At 63.3% G+C, this 20,233-nt stretch carries 20 protein-coding genes; 16 read left to right on the forward strand and 4 right to left on the reverse strand.

The genetic code is table 11. The annotated features are described in order from the left end of the window. Nucleotides 1-2: 2 nt before the first annotated feature. Both M2432_RS19985 and M2432_RS19990 read left to right on the forward strand, forming a co-directional pair. Complete coding sequence (locus M2432_RS19985) at nt 3-815, forward strand: enoyl-CoA hydratase/isomerase family protein (RefSeq protein WP_280828574.1); 813 nt, start codon at nt 3-5, stop codon at nt 813-815. A 19-nt stretch (nt 816-834) separates the two neighbouring features. Then, nucleotides 835-1,995, forward strand: coding sequence for an acyl-CoA dehydrogenase family protein (locus M2432_RS19990; protein ID WP_280828575.1), 1,161 nt, complete (start codon nt 835-837; stop codon nt 1,993-1,995). 72 nt (nt 1,996-2,067) lie between these two features. Here the strand turns inward: M2432_RS19990 and M2432_RS19995 are convergent, their stop codons facing one another. Next, nucleotides 2,068-3,171, reverse strand: coding sequence for an IS701 family transposase (locus M2432_RS19995; protein WP_280828576.1), 1,104 nt, complete (start codon nt 3,169-3,171; stop codon nt 2,068-2,070). A 352-nt stretch (nt 3,172-3,523) separates the two neighbouring features. Between M2432_RS19995 and M2432_RS20000 the strand changes: the two genes are divergently transcribed. The 12 genes from M2432_RS20000 (at nt 3,524) to M2432_RS20055 (ending at nt 14,836) form a co-directional block, all read left to right on the forward strand. Beyond that, entirely contained in the window at nt 3,524-4,666 is a 1,143-nt protein-coding gene (locus M2432_RS20000; RefSeq protein ID WP_280828686.1) for an alpha/beta fold hydrolase, read from the forward strand. 237 nt (nt 4,667-4,903) lie between these two features. Next, nucleotides 4,904-5,635: an FCD domain-containing protein gene (locus M2432_RS20005; RefSeq protein ID WP_280828577.1), complete on the forward strand. Its 732-nt coding sequence runs from the start codon at nt 4,904-4,906 to the stop codon at nt 5,633-5,635. A gap of 489 nt (nt 5,636-6,124) precedes the next feature. Further along, the gene (locus M2432_RS20010; RefSeq protein ID WP_280828687.1) at nt 6,125-7,078 is read left to right on the forward strand and encodes an amidohydrolase family protein; all 954 of its coding nucleotides are present in this window, start codon (nt 6,125-6,127) and stop codon (nt 7,076-7,078) included. Continuing rightward, nucleotides 7,051-8,127, forward strand: a complete 1,077-nt coding sequence (locus M2432_RS20015; protein WP_280828578.1) for an extradiol ring-cleavage dioxygenase — start codon at nt 7,051-7,053, stop codon at nt 8,125-8,127. Before M2432_RS20010 ends, M2432_RS20015 begins: the two co-directional genes overlap by 28 nt. Next, nucleotides 8,124-8,948, forward strand: a complete 825-nt coding sequence (locus tag M2432_RS20020) for an alpha/beta fold hydrolase (protein WP_280828579.1) — start codon at nt 8,124-8,126, stop codon at nt 8,946-8,948. Before M2432_RS20015 ends, M2432_RS20020 begins: the two co-directional genes overlap by 4 nt. Continuing rightward, nucleotides 8,945-10,252 carry an aromatic ring-hydroxylating dioxygenase subunit alpha gene (locus tag M2432_RS20025; protein ID WP_280828580.1) on the forward strand — a complete coding sequence of 436 codons (1,308 nt, stop codon included), beginning with the start codon at nt 8,945-8,947 and terminating at the stop codon, nt 10,250-10,252. The genes M2432_RS20020 and M2432_RS20025 overlap by 4 nt, the downstream gene beginning before the upstream one ends. Continuing rightward, on the forward strand, nt 10,249-10,743 hold the full coding sequence (locus M2432_RS20030; RefSeq protein ID WP_280828581.1) for an aromatic-ring-hydroxylating dioxygenase subunit beta: 495 nt from the start codon (nt 10,249-10,251) through the stop codon (nt 10,741-10,743). Before M2432_RS20025 ends, M2432_RS20030 begins: the two co-directional genes overlap by 4 nt. Next, nucleotides 10,740-11,504, forward strand: a complete 765-nt coding sequence (locus tag M2432_RS20035) for an SDR family NAD(P)-dependent oxidoreductase (protein ID WP_280828582.1) — start codon at nt 10,740-10,742, stop codon at nt 11,502-11,504. The genes M2432_RS20030 and M2432_RS20035 overlap by 4 nt, the downstream gene beginning before the upstream one ends. 29 nt (nt 11,505-11,533) lie before the next feature. Then, nucleotides 11,534-12,331, forward strand: a complete 798-nt coding sequence (locus M2432_RS20040; protein WP_280828583.1) for a fumarylacetoacetate hydrolase family protein — start codon at nt 11,534-11,536, stop codon at nt 12,329-12,331. Then, nucleotides 12,328-13,269, forward strand: a complete 942-nt coding sequence (locus M2432_RS20045) for an acetaldehyde dehydrogenase (acetylating) (protein WP_280828584.1) — start codon at nt 12,328-12,330, stop codon at nt 13,267-13,269. The genes M2432_RS20040 and M2432_RS20045 overlap by 4 nt, the downstream gene beginning before the upstream one ends. Next, nucleotides 13,266-14,270, forward strand: a complete 1,005-nt coding sequence (gene dmpG, locus M2432_RS20050) for a 4-hydroxy-2-oxovalerate aldolase (RefSeq protein WP_280828585.1) — start codon at nt 13,266-13,268, stop codon at nt 14,268-14,270. Before M2432_RS20045 ends, dmpG begins: the two co-directional genes overlap by 4 nt. 107 nt (nt 14,271-14,377) lie before the next feature. Continuing rightward, complete coding sequence (locus M2432_RS20055) at nt 14,378-14,836, forward strand: DUF3237 domain-containing protein (RefSeq protein WP_280828586.1); 459 nt, start codon at nt 14,378-14,380, stop codon at nt 14,834-14,836. Here the strand turns inward: M2432_RS20055 and M2432_RS20060 are convergent. The 3 genes from M2432_RS20060 to M2432_RS20070 are packed head-to-tail and all read right to left on the reverse strand — an operon-like array spanning nt 14,833 to nt 17,583. Further along, nucleotides 14,833-15,462, reverse strand: coding sequence for a TetR/AcrR family transcriptional regulator (locus M2432_RS20060; RefSeq protein ID WP_280828587.1), 630 nt, complete (start codon nt 15,460-15,462; stop codon nt 14,833-14,835). The genes M2432_RS20055 and M2432_RS20060 overlap by 4 nt on opposite strands. Before the next feature lie 14 nt (nt 15,463-15,476). Continuing rightward, on the reverse strand, nt 15,477-16,631 hold the full coding sequence (locus tag M2432_RS20065) for an acyl-CoA dehydrogenase family protein (RefSeq protein WP_280828588.1): 1,155 nt from the start codon (nt 16,629-16,631) through the stop codon (nt 15,477-15,479). A gap of 10 nt (nt 16,632-16,641) precedes the next feature. After that, nucleotides 16,642-17,583 carry a nitronate monooxygenase gene (locus M2432_RS20070; protein ID WP_280828589.1) on the reverse strand — a complete coding sequence of 314 codons (942 nt, stop codon included), beginning with the start codon at nt 17,581-17,583 and terminating at the stop codon, nt 16,642-16,644. Between the two features lie 109 nt (nt 17,584-17,692). Between M2432_RS20070 and M2432_RS20075 the strand changes: the two genes are divergently transcribed. Then, on the forward strand, nt 17,693-18,592 hold the full coding sequence (locus M2432_RS20075) for an alpha/beta fold hydrolase (RefSeq protein ID WP_280828590.1): 900 nt from the start codon (nt 17,693-17,695) through the stop codon (nt 18,590-18,592). After that, nucleotides 18,585-19,385, forward strand: a complete 801-nt coding sequence (locus M2432_RS20080; protein ID WP_280828591.1) for an SDR family oxidoreductase — start codon at nt 18,585-18,587, stop codon at nt 19,383-19,385. The genes M2432_RS20075 and M2432_RS20080 overlap by 8 nt, the downstream gene beginning before the upstream one ends. Nucleotides 19,386-20,233 lie beyond the last annotated feature (848 nt).

The raw sequence follows: 20,233 nt of genomic DNA on the forward strand, positions 1-20,233 counted from the left end.
TCATGGCAGAAAAATTGCTCTACGAAAAGCGCGGCGAAGTCGCATACCTGACGCTCAACCGCCCAGAGGTCAAGAACGCCATCGACATCGAAACCCACGAGTTGATGTGTGAAGCGTGGCGCGACTTCAGGGATGACCCGCAGATGCGCGTTGCCGTCATCACCGGTACCGGCGACGCATTCACAGCCGGCGCAGACCTGAAAACTCACGCGCCCGAATGGCAAACGGTTGGGCCGATGGTCGGACGGGAACGCCTTGAGGACGGTCTGTGTGGAATCACTCGCGGACCGCTTTCGCGTATCACCAAGCCGATCGTCGCCTCTATCAACGGCTGGTGCGTCGGGCACGGTATCGAGTTGTCGATGGCCTGCGACATCCGAATCGCCTCGGACCGTGCACAGTTCGGTACGTTCGAGGTGCGTCGAGGAATGCACCCAGCCGACGGTGGTATCCCCCGCCTGGTCAACGCCTGCGGTGTCGGCGTCGCCTTGGAGATGCTGCTGACCGGCGAGCCGATGTCCGCGGAGCGGGCGTTCACCGCGAACATGATCTCCCGGGTGGTGCCCCACGAAAAGCTCGAGGAAGAGACCGACGCCTTGGTTCAGCGGATCCTGCGCTGCGACCAGGCCGCCATCGAATCAGCGAAGGAGACCGTGCTCGAAATCATCGGCCGGCCTCTCTACGACCAGTTGCGCGTCGAGGCGATGTGGGGTTACGCCCTGTGCGGCGGGAACATGAGCGTGATGGAGCGATCGCAGCAGTTCTTCGACAAAGTCGATCGAGGCCGCGCCGGGGCCACAGCCACTCCCCTGTGACGGCGGAGCGGTAAGCGACGTGTCGGACCTGTTTCCTGATTACCGCTGTCCGTGGGAAACCGACGATCAGCGACTGCTACGCGAACACGCGGCAGATTTCTTTCGAAAAGAAGTCACGCCGAACCAAGAACGGTGGGCTGAAGAGCATCAGGTAGACCGCGAGCTCTGGACTAAGGCCGGGGCCGCGGGTCTGCTCTGCCCCGAGCTACCTGATCAATATGGCGGGGCAGACGGCAATTTCGGACACGAGGCGGTGATTCAGCACGAACTCAGTTTCTCCGGAGACACAGCGTTCGGCTTCAACGCACATTCCACGATTTCCGCACACTACCTTTACGGGTTTGGTACCGAGGAGCAGAAATCACGCTGGCTGCCCCGGGTCACATCCGGCGATGGCGTGTTGGCTGTCGCGATGACCGAGCCCGGCACCGGCTCTGATCTGCAGGCGGTGCGCACCACCGCCGTGCGTGACGGCGACCAATACGTAATCAATGGATCGAAGACCTTCATCACCAACGGCTCCCACTGCGACCTGCTGATCGTCGTGGCGAAAACCGATCCAAGTCAGGGTGCTAAGGGCATCTCGCTATTGATTGTCGAAACACAGGGCCAAGTCGGCTTCGAACGCGGGCGTGTATTGAAAAAGATCGGCCAACACGGACAGGACACCCGTGAGCTTGCCTTCACTGATATGCGCGTGCCGGCCCAAAACCTCCTCGGCGGCGTTGAGGGCCAGGGGTTCTTCCAACTGATGCGGCAACTTCCACGGGAGCGACTCAGCATCGCGGTCGGCGGCGTGGCGATGGCCGAGGCTGCCGTGGTCGAGGCGGTCAAATACGCCAAGGACCGCCACGCGTTCGGCAGGCCCATCCTTGATCACCAGAACACCAAATTCGTTCTCGCCGAATGCAAGGCCGATGTCCTGGCCGGCAAGACCTTGGTCGATCACTGCATCAGCCGATACCTGGACGGCAACCTCGACGCGGCGACCGCGTCCATGGCCAAGGTCTGGGTGAGCGACATGCAATGCAAGGTGATCGATAAATGCCTGCAGATCTTCGGCGGGTACGGGTACGTCATGGAATATCCCATCGCACGCATGTATGCCGACGCGCGAGTACAGAAGATCTACGGCGGCACCAACGAGATCCTGAAAGAACTCATCGGCCGAGACCTCTGAGCTGTCGATGTGCACCCATCGATGGGCAGCGGGAGGCAGAGCTACACCTAGTACTGCAGCCGTAGATCGGGGTCACTGTTGTTCGCGCCGTCGATAGTGGGATTGTCGGGCTCGGTATTGGTGTTGTCGTCGCCATCGTGACCAGGCCAGCAGGGCCGTGACGGTGTGGTTGGTGGCCAGTAGCAGGGCGTCGAAGAGACGGCGAAATTCCAGGCCGACGAGTCCTTTGGCGGCCTGGAAGGATTCTTCGATTCGCCAGCGTTGCCCGGCGACGGCGACCAGAGTGCGCAGCGGGACGGGGCGCGGGCTGTAGCACCGTAGGTAGGCGAGCTCGCCGGTGGCGTCGTTGCGGCGGATCAGCAAATGATGGTGCCCGGTGTCGGTGTCGTCTTCCGCGCACATCCGAAACCAGGCCCAGGAGTACAGGCGCGGCCCGTGGGCGCCGGCGCCGGCGGAGTGTTTCTGCCAGGCGTGGGCCGGGATGAGTGCGGGCAGGGCGTCGACGCGGATCGGCCCAGCGTGGGTGGGCACCCGCCGGTTGGCGGCAATGGCCAGCACGTAGCCCAGCCGGTGGCTGCGCACCGCGGCGCGCAGCCGGGGGTCAGCGCCGTAGACTTCGTCGCCGGCCACCCAGCCGGCGGGCACGCCGGCGGCAACGGCGCGGTCGATCAGTGCGATGGCCAACGCCGGTTTGGTCGCGAAACCTTGCTTATCTCTGGGGATTCCGGCTTCAGCGCAGCGCTCGGTGTCCTCGGTCCAGGACTTGGGTAAGTACAGGGCGCGGTCGATGAGGGCATGCCCGCGGGGCGCGGCATAGGTCAGATACACCGCTACTTGGGAGTTTTCGATGCGGCCGGCGGTGCCGGAGTATTGCCGCTGCACCCCGACGCTGTGGGTGCCTTTCTTGACATCCCCGGTCTCGTCGACGACCAGAATCGCATCGTGGTCCCCGAAGGCCTCGACGACGTAATCGCGCAGATCATCACGAACATCGTCGGCGTCCCATTTCGCCCGTGCCAGCAGATGCTGCAGCCCATCGGGGGTCGCTGCGCCGCGGTGCTCGGCGATCATCCAGCAATTCTTGCGGTCCAGGCCCGCAACCATCCCGGCGATCAACGCCGAGGCATGCCGCAGCGGTTCGTATCGGGTGAATCGCGGCGCGATCCGATCGAGCACCGCGGAAAACTCGGTCTGCCATCGGTCAGGGTCTACGCTATGAGCCGCGGCGACCGCGGCAGAATTTGGTGTCGTCACAAACTCCGAACAATGCCGCGGTCACCGCCCTGACCAGCGCAGACACGCCGAATCCCGCCAACCCCGATCTACGGCTGCAGTACTAGTCAATCATGTTGTGCCCCATAGCGATCTCATGGCCGCGGCTGGAAACATTGCGACACGGTTCTATGCACCGTCCCCCCCATTAGATGGCCCCATTAACCCCACTGGGGTGAATTCAGAAGGCCACACCGGCGCTTAATGTGGCCCAAAGCTGCCGCCAGCAACAAGTCGAGGAGAAGACGTGATTGGTATGGGGGATCTGTCCGATTTCATCAATCGGCCCAATGAGCTGCGCCGCGAAGCGGCTTCCAATCTGTTCGACCACTTGTTCGGGCGTGGTCTGGCCGACACGCGAGCTACGCCATCCAAAGTGATTGACCAGGGAAAGAAGCGGACGCTGTACCGCTACGAGCCGATCGACGGGGTCGAGCCGCGTCCACTACCTCTGCTGCCGGTGCCGCCCCTCGCAGCACCAGCGAGAGCATTCGACCTGCGACGCGGTTGCTCGATGGCCGAGTACTTGGTGGGTCTTGGTTACCGGACCTACTTGGTCGACTACGGGTCGATCGACAAGTCTGACAAGGGCCTTGGCGTCGAACACTGGCACGACGAGGTAGTACCCGCGTCCATCCTGAAGGTGTCGGAGGACGTCGGCGGCAAGCCAGTTCAAGTGGCCGGTTGGTGCCTCGGAGGCTTGATGTCCCTGTGCGCCCTCGCCATCACCCCCGATCTTCCAGTGAATACGATCGCGACGGTGGGAACCCCTTGGGACACTTCGGTTATGCCAATCCTTGCACCAATGCGTGAAGGAAATAAGTTGCTCGGCGGGGACAACATCCTGGCGGCCGCATATCGTGCCACGAGCGGCAAAGCACTCGGCAAGGGTTTCGGCGCCGCATTCCGCGCCGCCGGCGGTGTGCCGGCCAGCGTTGTCGACTACGCCTTCAAGATGACGAACATTCAGACCTACGCCAAGAAGCCAATGACGACGTTTCAGAAACGCGACGACCGCGACTTTCTTGCCCACGTTGAGGCCGTCGACTCACTAATGGGGAACATGCAGGCCTATCCCGGCGAGTCGATTGAAACGCTGTACCGGCGATTCTTTATTGCCAACGAGTTGATGAACGGGAAGCTCGTCCGTAAAGACGGCAGTCTGCTTAATCTGGCTAACGTGCGAGTGCCGGTGATGAACATCGCCGGCACCGGCGACGTCGTCGTGCCGCAAGCCGCGGCGCATGCCGTTAGCCAGATACTGCCGAACGCGGCCGAGGTCCGTCTCGAGACGGCTCCGGGCGGACATCTCGGGGTGCTCGCTGGGCGTAGCGCCAGGAAAACGACCTGGCATTACATCGACGAGTTCATGACTGATCACGCGCGGCGAGGCTCATGATTGCAAAGTCGATCTGAAGCGGACTCTGGGCAAAGACCTATCTCGTCCACGTTTCGGCAAACCATCCGGTCGAGCACGATCAGTGCCGCGCGCATATGGGCTGGCCAGTTGCTGGCGGAGCCGAAGCGGAGCGACATGACCGCGCCCTCGCGCGCCTGTGTATCTGCGATACCGGATTCATCTGAGAAACTGACGGTGACGGCGCCGCCATGACGCCGAGGACGTCAAGGAGATCGCGTGCAATATCGGGAGCCTGCGCCGCGCGCGTCCCGTGCGGAGCAAGTCGCGGCTGATCTGGAACACGAAATCCTCAGCGCCCGCTTGCCGGTCGGGGCACATCTCGGGCGCCGCTCGGAGATCATGGACCGGTTCGGCATCAGCCCGACGGTGATGAACGAGACGTTGCGCATCCTGCGCGACCGCGACCTTGTTGCGGTGCGACCGGGACCCGGCGGCGGAATCACCGTGGCGAGCGCGCCTCCGCAGGTGCGGGTCGGCGCGCTCGATCTGTGGTTCCAGCCGTCCGACCCCCATCCACTGGACCTTTTCGAAGCCCGGTTGTACCTCGAGTTCGGGCTGACCAAGGCAGCATTCGAGCGGGCAACCGGCGACGACATCGCGGCCATGCGCTCGGCCATGGTCGCCATGCGAGCCACTACCGACGCCGTCGGGTTCTTCGACGCGGTGCTGGCATTTCACCGGGTCGTCGCGGCGGCCGCACACATCCCCGTCCTGGAGGGAATGCACCAAGTCCTGGTGACCAGCATCAAGGCCGTGCTGACGCGGGTCGTCTTCGTACACGACCACGAGGCGCTGCTGAAGAGCAGCCTCGACGTCCACGACGACATCGTGGCCGCCATCGCGCTGCACGATCAGGCGTCATTCGTCGACGCCATCAATCGCCACGATCGCGACCTGATCCGGACCGAAGACCCGGACCGCACGCCAAACACCCCACAGCACCCTTAGCCCTTTCGCGTAGTCCTTTCACGCACCGACTGCGACGTCGTGGCCGTATTGCGACCCATCGGACAGCTGCCGAGCGCTCGATGCCGGGAATCGTCGACGAGTTCGACCGACCCACGGAAAACGATGCGGCCCAACGCCGACGGCTGCGCCCCTTCCGTAAGCGGGAGCTTGGGCGCCTGAATTATCCGTGTTCGTTCTCGCCGGGGCATCAGCACTCCCGTCACCACGTAGTCGGGCTGTGAAACATCTTCTCGGACAGATCATTTGGCCGCACACACGCCTCGCACGCCGATAGCGACCGCCGCCTCGCCGCCAGCAGGCCAGGTAATTATGGATGTATGTCTTGAATTATGCATACACAATTGCTACCGTTTGTGACACCCACCACCGCAGCCGCTCGGCTTCCCTGCACAGAGGTGAACCATCGACACTCATCCCGGCGTCCGATCAGGGCTCATCGATTTCCACACCCACGCCATCGACCCCCACCTGCCGGACCTCCGGCAGCACTATCCGGACGACCGCTGGCCGGGCGTCGAGCACACCAACGAGACCGATGCGGTTCTGACCTTCGGTGGTGCCGCCTACCGTCGCATTGATCACCGGTGCTGGTCAGCCGACGCCCGTCTTGCTGACATGGATCGCGACGGCGTTGCGATGCAAGTACTTTCGCCAATTCCGGTCACGTTCTGCTATCAGGCGTCAGCGGTTGGCGCGGCGGAACTGGCGTCGGCCCAAAATGAATTCTTCGCCCGCGTCGTGCGTCAGCACCCGACCCGCTTCGCCGCACTCGCCGCGGTCGCCCTGCAGGAACCCGACTTGGCGATTGACGAGATGCGAAATCGCATGAACCAGCCGGGATTCATCGGAGTCGAAATCGGCACGCAGGTCGCGGGCCGTGAACTCGGAGACGAGTGCTTCGACAGATTCTTCGCCGTCGCCGCCGAACTCGGCGCCCTCGTGCTGGTGCATCCCAGCGACCAGGACCTGCTGCCCCGGACAACTCAAGCGGGCCTCGGCTTCGGCGCTGGGATGCCCACCGAGACCGGCACGGCGGCAGCCCTCCTGATCGCCAGCGGCGCGCTGCAGCGCCGCCCACATGTCCGGCTCTGTCTGGCGCACGGCGGCGGGACTCTGCCCGCGATGACCGGCCGCATGGACAAGGGAGCAATCATCGCGGGGTCGAGCGCTGATTCCCCTGACCGCCCTGGCCGCCTTGCCCGCCAAATGTGGTGCGATTCATTGACCTACAACCGCAGCGCACTTGACGCGGCGATAGAAACCTTCGGTTGCGACCATGTCGTTTTCGGATCGGACTACCCGTTCCCGGCGATACCGGAGCCCTTCGACGCGGTCGTTGCCGATCTGCCTGACGACCGGCGGCAAAAAATCTTCCGTACCAATCTGGAGGGATCATGGCGCATTTCCTGGGCCTCGGCCTAACGCATTATCCGTTGCTGGCCGGCACCGATGAGCACATGGCATCCCTGTTGCGGTGGACGCTGGCGGACCCCGACATCCCCGCCGAGGCGAAGGACCCAGCTAGCTGGCCGGCTTCTATGCGTGCCGAATGGGGCGTCGACGGCGGTGTCGCCACAGCTGCTCATCACCGAAAACTGTTGGTCGACAACCTTGCTCGCTGCCGCGATGCACTCGATGAATTCAGACCCGACGTACTGGTGGTGTGGGGCGACGACCAATACGAAAACTTCCGCGAAGAGGTCATCCCTCCGTTCTGCGTGCTGGCCTATGGAGACGTCGAAGTGGACCCGTTCGAAGTGATGACCAAGCGCGGCAGCCCTAATGCCTGGGACCTGCCCGACGATACGACGATGACGTTGCACGGCGAACCCGACGGAGCCCGCCGTCTCGCCGACCAACTGCTCGAACGCGGCTTCGACGTGGCCTACTCGTATCAGAAACGGGCAAATTCGCCGTTCCCACATGCCATCGCCAATACTCAGTTGTTTCTGGACTATCCGCACGCCGGGCGTGAGTTCCCCTACCGGATGATTCCCATCACCGTGAACTGCTATGGCCAGCATGCGATTACGCGGCGCGGCGGGCTGGCGCGATTCGCGGAGATCGCCAACGAGAGACTGGATCCGGTCGGCCCGTCCCCCGCACGATGCTTCGCGCTGGGCCGAGCCGTGGCACAGTCTTTCGCCGACACCGAGCTTCGGGTTGCGCTGATCGCCTCATCGAGTTGGTCGCATGCATTTCTTGCTGACAAGACCTGGCACATCACCCCGGACACCGAGGCGGATCAGCGGCTCTACCACGCGTTCACCGCACAGGACTGGAGCACGTGGACCGCAACCACCACCGCCGACATCGTCGATGCCGGCCAGCACGAAATGTTGAATTGGTTCTGCTTGGCCGGTGCCGCTGACGCACTGGGCCTCGAGCTCGCGTGGTCAGAGTTGGTCACCACCGATGTCTTCAACTCCAACAAGTGTTTTGCAGTGTTCCGCGAAAGGAGTCAACGATGACGACGTCAATCGTTTCGGCACACATGATCAATGCCGGAGGTATCGAAACCAGCTATCTCGAGGCCGGCTCGGGCCCACCAGTGATCATGCTGCACGGCTCGGGCCCGGGTGTGTCTGGAACAGCCAACTGGCAGTACAACATTCCGGTTCTGGCCGAAAAGTTCCGCGTCTTGGCCCCCGACCTCGTCGGCTTCGGAGCCACCGAGCGGCCCATGGACATCGTCTATTCGCTGCGCGCTTGGACCGACCAAGTTTGGGCATTCCTCGACGCACTCGGCCTCGAGCGGGCCGCGATCGTCGGCAACTCTCTCGGAGGGCGCATCGCGCTGCAGATGGCCACCGATCACCCGGAGCGGATCTCGCGGATGGTGCTCATGGGCGCACCCGGTGTGGGCATGACTCTGACCGAAGGTCTCGCTGCGCTGCGGGCGTACGAACCGTCGCATAATGCGATGCGCGACATGTTGCGCAATTACTTTGCCGTCGACCCAACGCTGATCACCGATGAGCTCGTCGCGATCCGGTATGAAGCGAGTATCGCTGACGGCGCCTTCGAGGCCTACCGCGCAATGTTTTTCGATCCGCGGCACAAGGGATCCGATCTCGGCATCACTGAAGACGAAGTACGCGCGATCGCCACGCCCACGCTGCTCGTTCACGGCCGTGAAGACAAAGTGGTTCCGGTGTCGGTGTCGGTAACGATGGTGGGCCTGTTACCCAACGCCGACCTGCACGTGTTCAGCCGGTGCGGGCACTGGACCCAGATCGAACGGGCCGACGAATTCTCCGCGCTGGTTTCCGATTACCTGGGGCGATCATGAGTTCCGAGGTCGAAACCTGGAGCGCCGCAGTGCCTGACGCGGCAATCGAACCGGTGGTGGTCGACGACCGGACGAACCACACCTTCCGGGTACACCGCTCGGCGATGACCTCGCCGGAGGTGCATCGCGCCGAGATCGAACGGATCTTCGCCAAATCGTGGCTATACGTGGGCCACGAGTCGGAGATTCCGAACCCCGGAGATTTCGTGCGCCGACCGCTGGCTGGTCGGCCGATCTTCATGGTGCGGGGCGTAAACAGCGGGAATATCAACGTGTTCCACAACTCGTGCACACATCGAGGCGCACTGGTCTGCCGCCAGGATAAGGGCAGCGCCAAGGTGTTCTCTTGCTTCTACCACGCTTGGTCCTTCGACACCGAAGGCAATCTGAAGGGCGTACCCGACCGCGACGCTTACCAGGGCGGCGTCAAGTTCGACGAATTGGGTCTGGCGCGGGTGGCACGTGTCGAGTCTTATCGAGGCTTCGTCTTCGCCAGCTTCGATCCCGAGATCGTCGACCTGCAGACCTATCTCGCCGACGCCAAGGACTACCTCGACTTGGTGATCGACGGATGCGGCGGCAACGTCGAGATGGCCCGGGGAACCAACGAGTACAGCTTCACCGCAAACTGGAAGCTATTGGTGGAGAACAGCATTGATGGCTATCATGCTCAGTCCACGCACGATACCTACTTCAAGTATCTGGTGTCGATCGGCACCGATCTGCAGGGTGGCGTCAAGGGACGAGCGGTGGCGCTTGGCAACGGGCACGCGGTGATCGAGTATTCCGCGCCATGGGGTCGTCCGGTCGCCAAGTGGGAACCGCTCTTCGGAGAAGACGCCCGCGACGAAATCGACCGGCTCCGAACCGATCTGGTCAGCCGTCACGGCGAGGAGCGGGCCCACATGATGTCCGAGGTCAACCGCAATCTGCTGATCTATCCCAACTTGATCATCAACGACATCATGGCGGTCACCGTGCGGACCCTCTTCCCGTCCGCCCCCGATCGAGTGGATATCACTGCCTGGGAACTGGCTCCGGTGAACGAGTTGCCGTCACTGCGCCAGCGGCGGCTCGACAGCTTTCTGACATTTCTGGGTCCGGGTGGGTTCGCCACCCCGGATGATGTCGAGGCATTGGAGTCCTGCCAGCAGAGCTTTGCCGGCGGCGGCGTCGAATGGAGCGACATTTCCCGGGGAATGGGGCGCGGGCCCATGGCCAACGACGAAGAGCAGATGCGCGAGTTCTGGCGGCGTTGGCAACAGCAGATGGGTGCGGCAGCGGACTTGGGGCGTGCGCAATGACTGCCGCCGCTGTTTCCGTTGACCGTCAGCAGGTCGAGGACTTTCTGTACGCCGAAGCCGACCTCCTGGACTCGTGGTCGCTGGATGACTGGTTGGCGCTGTTCGACGAGGATGCCAAGTACGAGGTGCCGTGCAACGACACCCCCGATGGCGATCCTCGCACCGACCTGCTGCTGATCAACGATGACATCGCACGCCTGCGGGCACGGGTGGCGCGGCTCAGCAGCCGCCGGGCTCACCGGGAGTACCCGCATTCCCGTACCAACCACCAGGTCTTCAATGTTCGGGTAACCGGTAACGAGAACGGTGAGATTGGTGTGACGGCCTCGTTCACGGTGTGGCGGTTTCGTGGTGGCAAGACGTGCTGCTATGTCGGGCGGTACCGCTATCGTCTTCGATTGTCCGGCAACGGATTCCGAATCGCCTTCAAACGGGCAGAACTGGACATGACGGACCTGCGCGCCGTCTCCGACGTGGCGATCATCTTGTGAGCGCCACATCGGCGGGCCGGACCGCGATTGTCACCGGCGCGTCCTCCGGAATCGGACTGGGCATCGCGCGGCGCCTGACCGCCGACGGCGCCCGTGTCTTTGTGGCAACGCGGTCGAAGGAAGATCTGGAGAAAGTCGGGCACCAGATTGACATTGCCGGCGGATTCGTCGGAGAGCTGCAGCAGGCAGGTGTAGCCGATGACTTGTTGGTAGCAGCGATCGAGGTGCTGGGCCACGTCGACGTGTTGGTCAACAACGCCGGCGGCGGGATGATCCGCCCGACGCTGGAGCACACCGAGGAGTCGCTGCGGGCCACCATCGACAACAACCTGTGGACGACGATTTACTGCGTGCGAGCAGTGTTGCCGCACATGGTGTGTCGCGAGCACGGGCGCATAATCAATATCGGCGCCGATTCGGTGCGTACCGGCTTGATGGACCACGCGATGTACAACGCCGCGAAGGGCGGCGTCCACGCCATGGTCAGCGGACTGGCACGCGAGTTCGCAGGGGCGGGCATCACGGCGAACACCGTTGCTCCGTGCTACGTCCGTACCCCGGAGCTTGCGGAATTGCTCGAATCTGGCCAAGCGCCTGCGCGACTCGTAGAAGTCATCGCGGAAGGAACCGCGCTTGTGCCCGTCGGGCGCCCCGCCGATCCGGCCGAGATCGCGGCTGTGGTCGCCTTTCTTTCCGGCCCGGACAGCCAATTCGTCACCGGGCAAACAATTTACGTCAACGGCGGCAGCAGCATGGGCTGACCGCCCTTCGCACGACTTTCAAGGAATCCATGACCACCATGACAATGCCTGTGCGTCAGGCCGCGAACCGACTGATCACCGCTGCAGCGACATCAAGACAATGCGAGCCAGTGCGTAACATACTGGGCGCCAACGACATCGCGGCAGCATACTCGGTGCAGCAATTGCTCACCGAGGACTCCCTTGCACGGGGACGCCGGATCGTCGGCCACAAGATCGGCCTTACCTCCCCGGCGGTGCAGCGGCAGCTTGGCGTCCACCAACCCGATTCCGGGGTACTGTTCGCCGATATGCAGGTGGCCGCGGGCACCACCGTCGCAGCAGGAAAACTACTGCAGCCCAAGGTCGAAGCCGAGATCGCCTTCATCCTCGCCGAGGATCTGGACGGCGACCTGTCGGAATCTCGGATCAGAGCTGCGGCCGCTCTAGCGGTGCCCGCCATCGAAATCGTCGACTCCAGGGTGCGCGACTGGTCGATCAGCATCGTCGACACGATCGCCGACAACGGTTCGTCTGCGCTATTTGTATTGGGCGCCGAAACTGTGCCTGCAGTTGATCTCGACTTCCCTTCTCGCACAATGCGGCTTACCGAAGACGGTGCGGAGGTCTCCGCCGGTCGCGGCTCGGACTGCCTGGACAGCCCGCTCAACGCGCTTGCGTGGCTTGCCCGCACCGCCCAAGAAAACGGATCTCCGCTGCGCGCCGGGCACGTCGTCCTTTCCGGCGCCCTGGGTCCGATGGTGCCTGTGCGTCCGGGCAGCACGTACGTCGCCGACATCGACGGTGTGGGTTCGGTCGAGGTGTCGTTCGCGGAGGCAGCCCGATGACCCGGACCAAGGTCGCCGTCATCGGCTCGGGCAACATCGGCACCGATCTGATGATCAAGGTGCTGCGATTGTCGGAGACGCTCGAGATGGGCGCGATGGTGGGCATTGATCCGGACTCCGACGGATTGCGCCGGGCACAGCGCTTCGGCGTACCGACGACTGCTGACGGCGTGCGCGGGTTGCTCGAGATGCCCGAGTTCGACAACATCGCAGTGGTTTTCGATGCGACCTCAGCTTCTGCGCATCTGGAGAACTCTCGTCTGCTCGCACCCCTTGGCAAGAGCCTGGTCGATCTCACTCCCGCGGCCCTCGGCCCGTTCGTGGTTCCGGCGGTCAACCTGAGCGAACATCTCGGCAGCTCGAACGTCAACATGGTGACCTGCGGCGGACAGGCCACCATTCCCATCGTCGCGGCCGTCGCCGCCACTACCCCGGTGTTGTACGCCGAGATCGTCGCTTCGATCGCGTCGAAATCAGCCGGACCGGGCACGCGTGCCAACATCGACGAGTTCACCGAAACGACTGCGAAGGCGCTGCAGGTCGTCGGCGGTGCGAAACGGGCGAAGGCCATCATCGTGCTCAACCCCGCCGATCCCCCGCTGATCATGCGCGACACCGTGCACTGCCTGATCGGGAATGTCGACCTTGACGACGTCGAAAAGAGCGTGACGGCAATGGTCGACGACGTCGCCGCGTATGTACCGGGCTACCGGCTTAAACAGCGCGTGCAGTTCCGCAAGCTCGAGACCGACGACTCAGCCCGTGAATTGGTGGACCCCAAGCACGGCCGCGCGAACTGGCAGGTCTCAGTGTACCTGGAGGTCGAGGGTGCGGCGCATTATCTGCCCGCGTACGCCGGCAACCTCGACATCATGACCTCGGCCGCCCTGCGGGTGGGTGAAAATCTTTCCGCGCCAACACAAGAGCGAATGCCATGACACAGCTGTACATCCAGGACGTAACCCTTCGCGACGGTATGCACGCCGTCCGCCATCGGCTACCGGTCGACCGACTGCGCGCGATCGCCGCCACCCTCGACGCCGCCGGGGTCGCAGCCATCGAAGTGGCCCACGGCGACGGCCTGGCCGGCTCGAGCCTCACCTACGGCCCCGGCAGTTCGACCGACGGCCAGTGGATCGCGGCCGCGGCCGAGGTGGTCAAGAACGCACGGCTGACGACGCTACTGCTCCCGGGGATCGGCACCATCCACGACCTTGTCGCCGCCCACGACCTCGGTGTCACATCAGTGCGAATTGCCACCCACGCCACCGAGGCGGATATCGCCGAACAACACATCGGCAAGGCCCGCGACCTGGGCATGGACGTGTCGGGCTTCTTGATGATGTCACACATGGCGACACCGGATGTGCTTGCGCGACAAGCGAAACTGATGGAAGACGCCGGAGCGCACTGCGTATATGTCACCGATTCCGGTGGACGATTGACGATGCGCGGTATACGCGACCGGGTAAGCGCCTATCGCGATGTCCTGAACTCGGAAACCCAGATCGGTATCCACGCACACGAGAACCTGTCGCTGTCGGTCGCCAACTCGGTGGTCGCTGTGGAGGAAGGCGCCTACCGGGTCGACGCGTCGCTGTGTGGACACGGCGCCGGAGCGGGCAACTGCCTCATCGAGGCGTTCATCGCGGTTGCCGATCTGTACGGCTGGCAGCACGGCTGCGACCTGTTTGCACTACAGGACGCCGCCGAGACGCTGGTCCGCCCGATCCAGGACCGACCGGTGCGCGTGGACAGGGAAACCCTGACACTGGGATACGCCGGCGTCTACTCCAGCTTTCTACGTCACGCCGAAAACGCCGCGCAGGACCACAATCTGGACGTGCGCGACATTCTGCTCGAGGTCGGCCGACGCGGCCTGGTCGGCGGGCAGGAGGACATGATCGGCGACGTCGCATTGGACCTCGCGACCAGATAGTTTCGAGCCGACTATCCCCCAGCGAGTCATTGCACAATCGGTCTGACCATTTTAAAGTGGGGTCTGCGTTTCGGCCAATTGTCAAGTCACGCAAGGAGTCGGGAACCATGAACCCGTACCAGACAGAACACTTATTCACCTATCGGTTAAAACTCGCGCAGCCGCAGGTGATCGGCCCCGTGCCGGGCGACGTTCGCCTCGACTTCCCCATCATCGGCGGTGAGGTGACCGGTCCCCGCCTACAGGGCAGCGTGAAGCCCGGTGGGGCTGACTTCGGCACACTGCGCACCGACGGCATCTTCCTTGTCGACGTCCGCGGCGCGCTGGAGAGCCACGATGGCGCGCTGATCGAGATCACCTACACAGGCGTGATGGATCTCGGTCCGGACGGCTACGAAAAGTTCCTAAGCGGCGAGGCCCCCGCCAGCGCCGCCGTGCGTGCCGCCGCCCGCTTCCGCACCGCGCATCCTGCATACGCGTGGCTGAATCGCTTGCAATGCATCTCCATCGGTCAGGCGACTCCGGCAACGCCGGAAGTCACTTTCGACGTCTATGCGCTGAACTAACGGCGGGTAGGCGCATAGAGCGTGTTCCAAACGATGCCCGCGTAGGCCTCGGACAATTGTTCCTGGCCGACCTCCGACTCGGCCCGCACCATTCGGTGCAGGCCACGTTCGGCCATCCACTGCAGCCAGTACGCAGTTTCGGCAGCGGGTAAGGCGGAGTCGACAAACCCGCCGGCCTGCCCGGTTTCGATATGCGCTTGCAGTCCACCGATGTATTGGCGCATCGCGGCGTCGACGGCCTCGCGCACGCCGTGATCGGTACCGATCGCTTCGTGGGTCGCCGTCATGAGCTCGGGATGGGCCCGGTAGGCGTCCATGATCTGTTCCAGCGCTACGCGCACGTCGTCCTTAGTCGCCGTGCCGTCCAACGACCACCATGCCTGCGTAGCGTCAAGGATGACTTGCGTGAACTCTTCGTACCAGGTGCGCAGCAAGTTGGTCTTATCCACGAAGTAGGCGTAGAACGTCGAGCGCGAGATTCCTGCCTGCGCGACCACATCAGCGACCATGACGTCCGCATACGTCGCTCCGGACCGGAGCTGCTGTTCCACGACTTCCAAGACGCGCACCCGCAGCTCATCGCGGCGTGCCTGACCTTGTTTAGGGGCGGATTCCGCAGCCGTCATGTCTTCACGCTAGGTCAGAAGGATGTGCTCTGGCGCACCAGGATGTCCTTGGCGATCACCCGCTTCTGGATTTCGGCGGTCCCGTCCGCGACGAGGTAGGCCATCACATCGCGGAAGCGTTGCTGGAGTGGGAATTCCGTCGCGTAGCCGAGGTTGCCGTGAATTCGCATGGCAGCTTCGATGGCGTCCTTCGCGATCGAGGGCGGCCACCACTTGCTCATGGAGGCGAGCGCAGTGTGCGGCTTGCCCTGTTCGCGCATCCATAGCGCGCGATAGCAGAGCCAGCGCGCCGCTTCGAGGTAGGTGGCCTGCTCGGCCAAGGGGAACGAGACCCCTTGGAACTCGGCGATGGGTTGTCCGAACGCCTGCCGCTGCGTCGCATAGACGGCGGCCTCGTCCAGGCTGGCCTGGGCGGCGCCGAGGCACATGAGCCCAATTGCGGCGCGGCTGAAGTCGAAGTGACTCATTACCGCGTGGAATCCTCGGCCGGGTTCGCCGATCAAGTGTGCGGTCGGGACGAATACATCATCGAGATGAATTGAGCCCCATCCCAGTGGGAGACAGCCCATGCCGGGCATGTGGTGCACGGTGACCTTGTCCGCGTCGAGAGGCACCAGAAAGCAGCTCACTCCTCGGGCGCCGGTAGTTCCGGGCTCGCGTGCGTAGATCAGAGCTGCTGACGAATGCATGGCCCAGGAGATCGCGGTCTTCTCACCGGTGAGCCGCCATCCGCCGTCGACTTCGCGCGCAACAGTTTTCATACCGCCTGCATCGGAGCCCGAGCCCGGTTCGGTGAGAGCGATCGCGACGTTTTCGCAGCCTTCGATCATCGCCGGTAGGTAGCGCTGGCGAACTTCTTCGGTGCCGTGCAGCAGCTGGGAGCCGATTAGCCCGATCTGCACGGGCGCGGACGCGACATTCACGTCTCCGTAGGCCAGCGTTTCGGTGGCAAGCCCGAGCATGACGGGGTCCTCCTCGCCGGTGCCGCCGTATTCCTCGGGTAGCCCGATACCCAGCACGCCGAGCTCGCCGAGCTGGCGCAGGATTTCGAACGGAAACTCGGTGGACGCAGCTCGATCACGGTAACCCGGCAGCAATACTTTGCGGGAGAAGTCCGCGAGGGTCTGCTGGAACGCGGACTGATCCGCAGTGAACTCGAAGGAAATCATTTCTGCCTCTCTATGATGCGGTGCCGATGAAAGTGTTTGTAGCGGTGAGGTATTCGTCGACGATCTTGTCGGCTACCTCGCCGACCGTCTCTATCCGGTCGATCTGGCCGACGCCCTGGCCGGCTCCGAAAATGTCCTTCCACGGTTTCTGTTCGCCGTGTACGTCCGAGAAGTCGATCCGCGCCGTCGACGACAGCTGTGCGTCGCCGTATCCGGCGTCTCGGAGGCTTTCGGTCAGCCAGCTGCACGCAACTCCGGTGACCCCGGCGGTGGCAGTAACGTCCCCGGCTCCGGCACGTATGAGCATTTGGCGGTAGCTGTCCTGGACCAGGGACTCAGGACACGCGATGAAACGCGTGCCCATATAGGCGAGCTCAGCCCCGAGCGTCTCGACGGCTCGCACACCTCGCCCCGTGGAGATTGCGCCGCCGACCACGAGCGTTCCGTCAAAGAAGTCACGGACCTCGTCCACAAACGCGAAAGGAGACAGCCTCCCGGTGTGACCGCCGGCGCCGTGGCATACCAACACCAAACCGTCGGCGCCGGCGTCGGCCGCCTTGCGCGCGTGCTCCACCGACATCACGTCGGCGAAGACTGCGCCCCCGTAGCCGCGAACCGTGTCCATGACCCGCGTGGGCGAACCCAGCGCGGTGACCACGACGGTTGGCTGGTGTTCTGCGATCAGTTCCAGCTCGCGGTCAAACCGGTCGTAGGTGCTGTGAACGATCATGCTCACCGCCCACTGCGGGTCATCGATGGCAGTCAGGCCGGCCTTGATCTCGTCGAGCCAGCGGACCAAGTCGTCGGCCGTCCGTGCGTTCTGCGTCGGGAACGAGCCCATCAGCCCGGCCCGGCACGACGCAATTACCAGCTCGGGACCAGACACCAGAAACATCGGCGCGACGATCACCGGTGCGCGTAGGGCGCGTGGCCGCACCGCTTCCAAGTTCATGGTCTGACCATATACATAAGTCTGGACTCACGTCCAGACCTACGTGCGAGACGGTATGCCGCCTGCCCTAATCTTGACCCATGGGTCTGACCATTATAATATTTGCAGCATGGCGGCGCCCGAGACCTCGTCGTACCGCTCTTCGGATGGCACCCCGCTCACTGCCTACCGCTGGGCCCCTTCAGATGGTCAAGAGGTATCTGCTCTCGCTGTCCTCGTCCATGGCATGGGCGAGCACATGCGCCGCTACGACCACGTTGCAGACGCGCTCACCTCTGAGGGTTTTGTGGTGTATGGACACGACCACCGCGGGCACGGCGGCTCACTGGCCGCCAACGCCGAACCCGGCAGCCTTGGGCCCCGCGGGTGGTCGGTACTGATCGACGATCTGATGCTGCCGGTGGCCCGCGCGCGATCGGACCATCCGGGCCTGCCAGTGGTTATGGTTGCTCACAGCATGGGTTCGTTTGCAACGCAACAATTTCTGTTGAATCACAGCGCCGACGTCGATGCGGTGGCGTTCACCGGAACCGGTGCACTCGACCTACTGGAACCCGCGTTCGATTTGTCCGAGGACTTGGATCTGTCCGCCTTCAACGCCCCGTTCCAGCCAGCCCGCACGGATTTCGACTGGCTGTCCCGCGACGAAGCCATGGTCGACGCCTACCTCGCAGATCCGTTGTGTGGCTTCGGCATCGACGCTGCGTCGGCAAAAGATATGTTCGCTGGAGCGCAGCGACTCGCCGATCCAGGCGAGATGGCGACCATTCCCCGCGATCTGCCCCTCTATTTCGCGGTCGGCGCCAATGACCCCGTCAACGGCGGGCTTATCCTGCTGTGGCCTCTGGTCGGTCGTTTCCGGACCGCCGGTCTAGAGGACGTAACAGTCAGCGTGTACGAGGGCGGCCGGCACGAGATCTTCAACGAAACCAACCGCACACAAGTAATCGGAGACCTCGTTCAGTGGCTGCAACGAGTGTCGGCAACACAAAGGACGGATCATGGCTGATAGCGACCGCACGGAACTGCCTGCACCCAAGGAGCTCGCATCGTCCTCCGCGCTGATTGTGGGCGGCACCGCCGGCATCGGGCTCGCCACCGCCCAGGGACTCGCACGCGCTGGGGTACCGCGCATCGTCATCACTGGACGCAACGCAGAACGAGGTGAACTCGCCGCGAAGTCAATCGCTGAACTCGGCGCAGATACCCATTTCATCGCCGGTGATGCAACGGATCCGGACGGCGCCGCTGCGATCGCAGCCGCTGGCGACCAGATCCTGTCGGGTATCGACATCCTGATGTGCAGCACTGCCGCGGATGTCCGGCCCGAACTGTTCGTCAACATTCCCCCCAACGACATCGGCCGATCCCTCACCGAACTAGCTCTGCCTTCCATGCACATGGCCAGCGCCGTCCTGCCGGGCATGCGCGCCCGTCGAGGCGGCGTCATCGTCAACATGGCATCAGACGCGGGAAAGACTGCGACGCCGGGCGAAACGATCATCGGCGCCGGTAAGGCTGCCATCATCATGTTCACGCGGACGATCGCCATCGAAGAGAAGCGCTACGGCATCCGCGCCAACGTGTTGACGCCGTCGCTCGTGCACGGGACAGCCTCGACTGAGCGCATCACGACCGAGGGATTTAGTGCAAAACTCTTCGCCGCTGCTGCGCGCCAGGCGACTCTGGGCGTACCAACAGCCGACGATGTCGCCGCGCTGGCGGTATTCCTGTGCAGTGCGGCGGCTGCAAAGTTGACCGGCCAAGCGATCAGCGTCAACGGCGGCATCTCCGCGGTCTAGCCCCTGCACTCCACCTCCCAGAAGTAACCGGTTCGCGAGCGAACTACCATTCCTCATTCGAGCGAGACAGCCGAAAACTGCCCTAGCACCGCTAGATTCGATCGGTGATGCCGGGCATGAGCCTCAGGAACTCGACAGGCCCTAATGATGCAGCAGGATACTCAACACCTCCGGCAGCGCGGAGTGGGTATCGACCTGGCGACCAAAGTGCTCGCGCATTTCCCCGGGTTCAGCCGGGAACATTGACCACCGACGAGACTCATCGTCGGAGAGCGCACCGAAAAGGCGGGCCTCGTCGGCGACCAACTGATCCAGGATGTGGTGATAGAGCCCAACCTGACTGCCGCCGTGCGCTGGTCCAGCGCTCGATCAAGCCGTCGCGTCATTTTGCGTCCACAAACTCGACTACTCGCCCGGGGTTGGCGTCGATCGGCTGAACCTGGGCGCGAAGTTGCCGAGACGGCATCCAGCCGCTTTTGCGGTAGCTCGAATGCCAGTCGTTCACCCCAACCACAAAGGCGCAGAACGAAGTTGACGACGTCCACCCCGCTGAACGGATCCCAGAGATTGGACATGACAGACCGTATCCCGCTACAAAGGACCGCCACAGCCCCCGATCGGATCACGTCATACCCACCGGCCAGGGTTATCTGCGAACAGCGGACGTGCGACGTCCCCGGGCGGTAGCCCATCGCTGATTGCTTGGCCGATTGCCGATTTGAAGCGGACCGACGATCTAGGGACGACGGCACGGAGGACCTGCATGTCCTCGCTGAAGCTCTCGGTAATTTCGCGTCAAATGTCCGCTACTCCGGAGCTCCGTTGGAGGCCGTCGTCCTTACCGCCGG

This window comes from Mycobacterium sp. OTB74 (assembly GCF_029892685.1).
Lineage (GTDB): Bacteria > Actinomycetota > Actinomycetes > Mycobacteriales > Mycobacteriaceae > Mycobacterium.

Excerpts from the sequence above, each read along its gene's own strand:
- M2432_RS19985 (WP_280828574.1), top strand. The coding sequence starts at position 3 with ATGGCAGAAAAATTGCTCTACGAAAAGCGCGGCGAAGTCGCATACCTG.
- M2432_RS20000 (WP_280828686.1), top strand. The coding sequence starts at position 3,524 with ATGGGGGATCTGTCCGATTTCATCAATCGGCCCAATGAGCTGCGCCGC.
- M2432_RS20015 (WP_280828578.1), top strand. The coding sequence starts at position 7,051 with ATGGCGCATTTCCTGGGCCTCGGCCTAACGCATTATCCGTTGCTGGCC.
- M2432_RS20020 (WP_280828579.1), top strand. The coding sequence starts at position 8,124 with ATGACGACGTCAATCGTTTCGGCACACATGATCAATGCCGGAGGTATC.
- M2432_RS20025 (WP_280828580.1), top strand. The coding sequence starts at position 8,945 with ATGAGTTCCGAGGTCGAAACCTGGAGCGCCGCAGTGCCTGACGCGGCA.
- M2432_RS20030 (WP_280828581.1), top strand. The coding sequence starts at position 10,249 with ATGACTGCCGCCGCTGTTTCCGTTGACCGTCAGCAGGTCGAGGACTTT.
- M2432_RS20040 (WP_280828583.1), top strand. The coding sequence starts at position 11,534 with ATGACCACCATGACAATGCCTGTGCGTCAGGCCGCGAACCGACTGATC.
- M2432_RS20045 (WP_280828584.1), top strand. The coding sequence starts at position 12,328 with ATGACCCGGACCAAGGTCGCCGTCATCGGCTCGGGCAACATCGGCACC.
- dmpG (WP_280828585.1), top strand. The coding sequence starts at position 13,266 with ATGACACAGCTGTACATCCAGGACGTAACCCTTCGCGACGGTATGCAC.
- M2432_RS20055 (WP_280828586.1), top strand. The coding sequence starts at position 14,378 with ATGAACCCGTACCAGACAGAACACTTATTCACCTATCGGTTAAAACTC.
- M2432_RS20060 (WP_280828587.1), bottom strand. The coding sequence starts at position 15,462 with ATGACGGCTGCGGAATCCGCCCCTAAACAAGGTCAGGCACGCCGCGAT.
- M2432_RS20065 (WP_280828588.1), bottom strand. The coding sequence starts at position 16,631 with ATGATTTCCTTCGAGTTCACTGCGGATCAGTCCGCGTTCCAGCAGACC.
- M2432_RS20070 (WP_280828589.1), bottom strand. The coding sequence starts at position 17,583 with ATGAACTTGGAAGCGGTGCGGCCACGCGCCCTACGCGCACCGGTGATC.
- M2432_RS20075 (WP_280828590.1), top strand. The coding sequence starts at position 17,693 with ATGGCGGCGCCCGAGACCTCGTCGTACCGCTCTTCGGATGGCACCCCG.
- M2432_RS20080 (WP_280828591.1), top strand. The coding sequence starts at position 18,585 with ATGGCTGATAGCGACCGCACGGAACTGCCTGCACCCAAGGAGCTCGCA.